This is a genomic window from Tahibacter sp., from assembly GCF_035481375.1.
Lineage (GTDB): Bacteria > Pseudomonadota > Gammaproteobacteria > Xanthomonadales > Rhodanobacteraceae > Tahibacter.
Map to the genome: position 1 here is coordinate 1 of NZ_DATIGT010000044.1, position 1,886 is coordinate 1,886.

Sequence of the window (1,886 nt, forward strand, 5' to 3'; positions counted from 1 at the left end):
GGCGGCCGGCGATCGGCCAGCCGTTCTTGACCAGCACCTGCAGCCCGCCCGCGCCGAACACGCCGGGCAGGGTCCAGCCCGGGAACGGCAATTGCCGCTCGCGCGCACCGGCCGCGATCACGAGCCGTTCGCAGCGCACGCGGACTGCGCCGTCGGCGCCGTCGAACACGGCGAGGTCGGGCTCGGCGAAATCGATGAGCCTCAGACCGAAGCGCGTCTCCACCGGCGAGCGGCGCAGCGCCTGCAGCCAATGCCGCGCGGTTGCATTCGCCGGTTTGTTCCATTGTCCACGCCAGACCTGCCCGCCCGGCTCGGCCTGCATGTCGACGAGCAGCGCGCGCGCGCCGGCCCGCTCGGCGGCGACCGCCGCGGCGATGCCGGCGGGGCCGGCGCCCACCACGAGGATTTCGGTACGCAGTTCAGGCATCGCAGCGGATATCCATATCGTCGGAAACACGCACGAGGCAGCCCAGGCGCTCGACCCCGCCGATGCGCACGCGGCATTCGAAGCAGACGCCCATGCCGCAGAACGCGGCGCGCGCGCTGCCGTCGAACGCGCGCCGCGTCGACTCGCAGCCGGCGTGGCGCAGCGCCGCGGCGACGGAAATGTCCGCCGGCACGCGCACCTCGACGCCGTCGATGAACACGCGCACGTCATCGCGCCCATCAATGGGCATGACTGACCTCGCTCGTGGCGACGAAGCGCGACGGCGCATATGGCCGGGCGTCGAACGGCAGGCTGGTGCCGAGGAGTTGCGCCGCGAGCAGATCGGCCGTTCCCAGCGCCGTCGTGACGCCGAGTCCTTCGTGACCGCAGGCCAGCCAGACGCCGGGCCGCAGCGGCCATGCACCGATCAGCGGCCGGTGGTCGGGCGTCGTCGGACGGAAGCCGGTCCAGGCGCGCAACGCCGTCATCTGCGCGAGTCCCGGCAGGAATTCGGTCGCGCGCGCGATGAGCCGCTGCAGCAGCCGCGGCGTCACGTCGGTCGCGTGATCGTCGAACTGGCGCGTCGAACCGAGCAGCAGCTGGCCGGTCGGACGCGGCTGCACGTTGAACGCGACCGATTCGGTGTTCGTGCCGTGCGCGCTCTGCATGTAGCCGAGTTCGACGAGCTGATGACGCACGCCGGGCTGTGCGCGCGTCGTCACGAGCAGATGCCCCTTGCGCTTTCGCACCGGCACGCCGGCGAGCAGTTCGGGCGCGGCGCAGCCGTTCGCGACGACGATGTCGCGCGCGGCGATGCGGCTGCCGTCGGCGAGCAGGACATCGCGGTCGCCGATCGCGGCCACGCCGACGCCGCAGCGGATCTGGGCGCCCGCCGCCGCGGCCCGCTGCGCGAACCAGGTCGCGGCGACCGGCGGATAGACAACGGCATCGCCGGGCACGTGCAGTCCGCCCGCGAGCGTCGGCGTCAGCGCCGGCTCGAGCAGCCGCAGCTGCGCGGCCGACACCGGTTCGGACGCGATGCCCGCGGACGCGAGGCGCTCGCGCTTGCGCTCGGCTTCCGCGAGCTCGGCGTCGTTGCGCGCGATCCACAGCGTGCCGATGCGGCGGTACTCGGCGGCCGCGGGAAGCGCGCCGGCGAACGCGCTCCAGCGCGCGCACGAATACGCCGACAGGCTCAGTTCTTCCGGATCGTCGTCGAGCACGACGAGGTGCCCCATCGACGCGGCCGTCGCCGCGCCGCCGAGCGTGTCGCGCTCGACCAGGCAGACCGCGACGCCGTCGCGCGCGAGGCGTTCGGCGATCGCGCAGCCGACGATACCGCCGCCGACGACGAGAACGTCGGTCTTCACGCAAAGCCCCAGGCGAACGGGTCGTTCGCATCGAACAGCAGCGTCGCGTCGGCGACGACGTGGGCGCGGCCGGTGATCAGCGGCAGGAC

Annotated in this window: 4 protein-coding genes; all 4 read right to left on the reverse strand. The window is 73.2% G+C overall.

The features are described from left to right. A partial coding sequence (locus VLF18_RS03095; protein WP_325278157.1) for an FAD-dependent oxidoreductase occupies nucleotides 1–427 on the reverse strand: 427 nt, incomplete at its 3' end. Beyond that, a complete protein-coding gene (locus VLF18_RS03100; protein WP_325278158.1) occupies nucleotides 420–677 on the reverse strand; it encodes a 2Fe-2S iron-sulfur cluster-binding protein in 258 nt (85 codons plus the stop codon). The genes VLF18_RS03095 and VLF18_RS03100, both read right to left, overlap by 8 nt. Further along, entirely contained in the window at nucleotides 667–1,797 is a 1,131-nt protein-coding gene (locus tag VLF18_RS03105) for an FAD-binding oxidoreductase (protein ID WP_325278159.1), read from the reverse strand. The genes VLF18_RS03100 and VLF18_RS03105 overlap by 11 nt, the downstream gene beginning before the upstream one ends. Further along, complete coding sequence (locus tag VLF18_RS03110) at nucleotides 1,794–1,883, reverse strand: proline racemase family protein (protein WP_325278160.1); 90 nt, start codon at nucleotides 1,881–1,883, stop codon at nucleotides 1,794–1,796. The genes VLF18_RS03105 and VLF18_RS03110 overlap by 4 nt, the downstream gene beginning before the upstream one ends. Nucleotides 1,884–1,886: the final 3 nt, after the last annotated feature.

Bases quoted from the DNA above. Each gene is read 5' to 3' on its own strand.
- VLF18_RS03100 (WP_325278158.1), bottom strand. From the start codon at position 677: ATGCCCATTGATGGGCGCGATGACGTGCGCGTGTTCATCGACGGCGTC.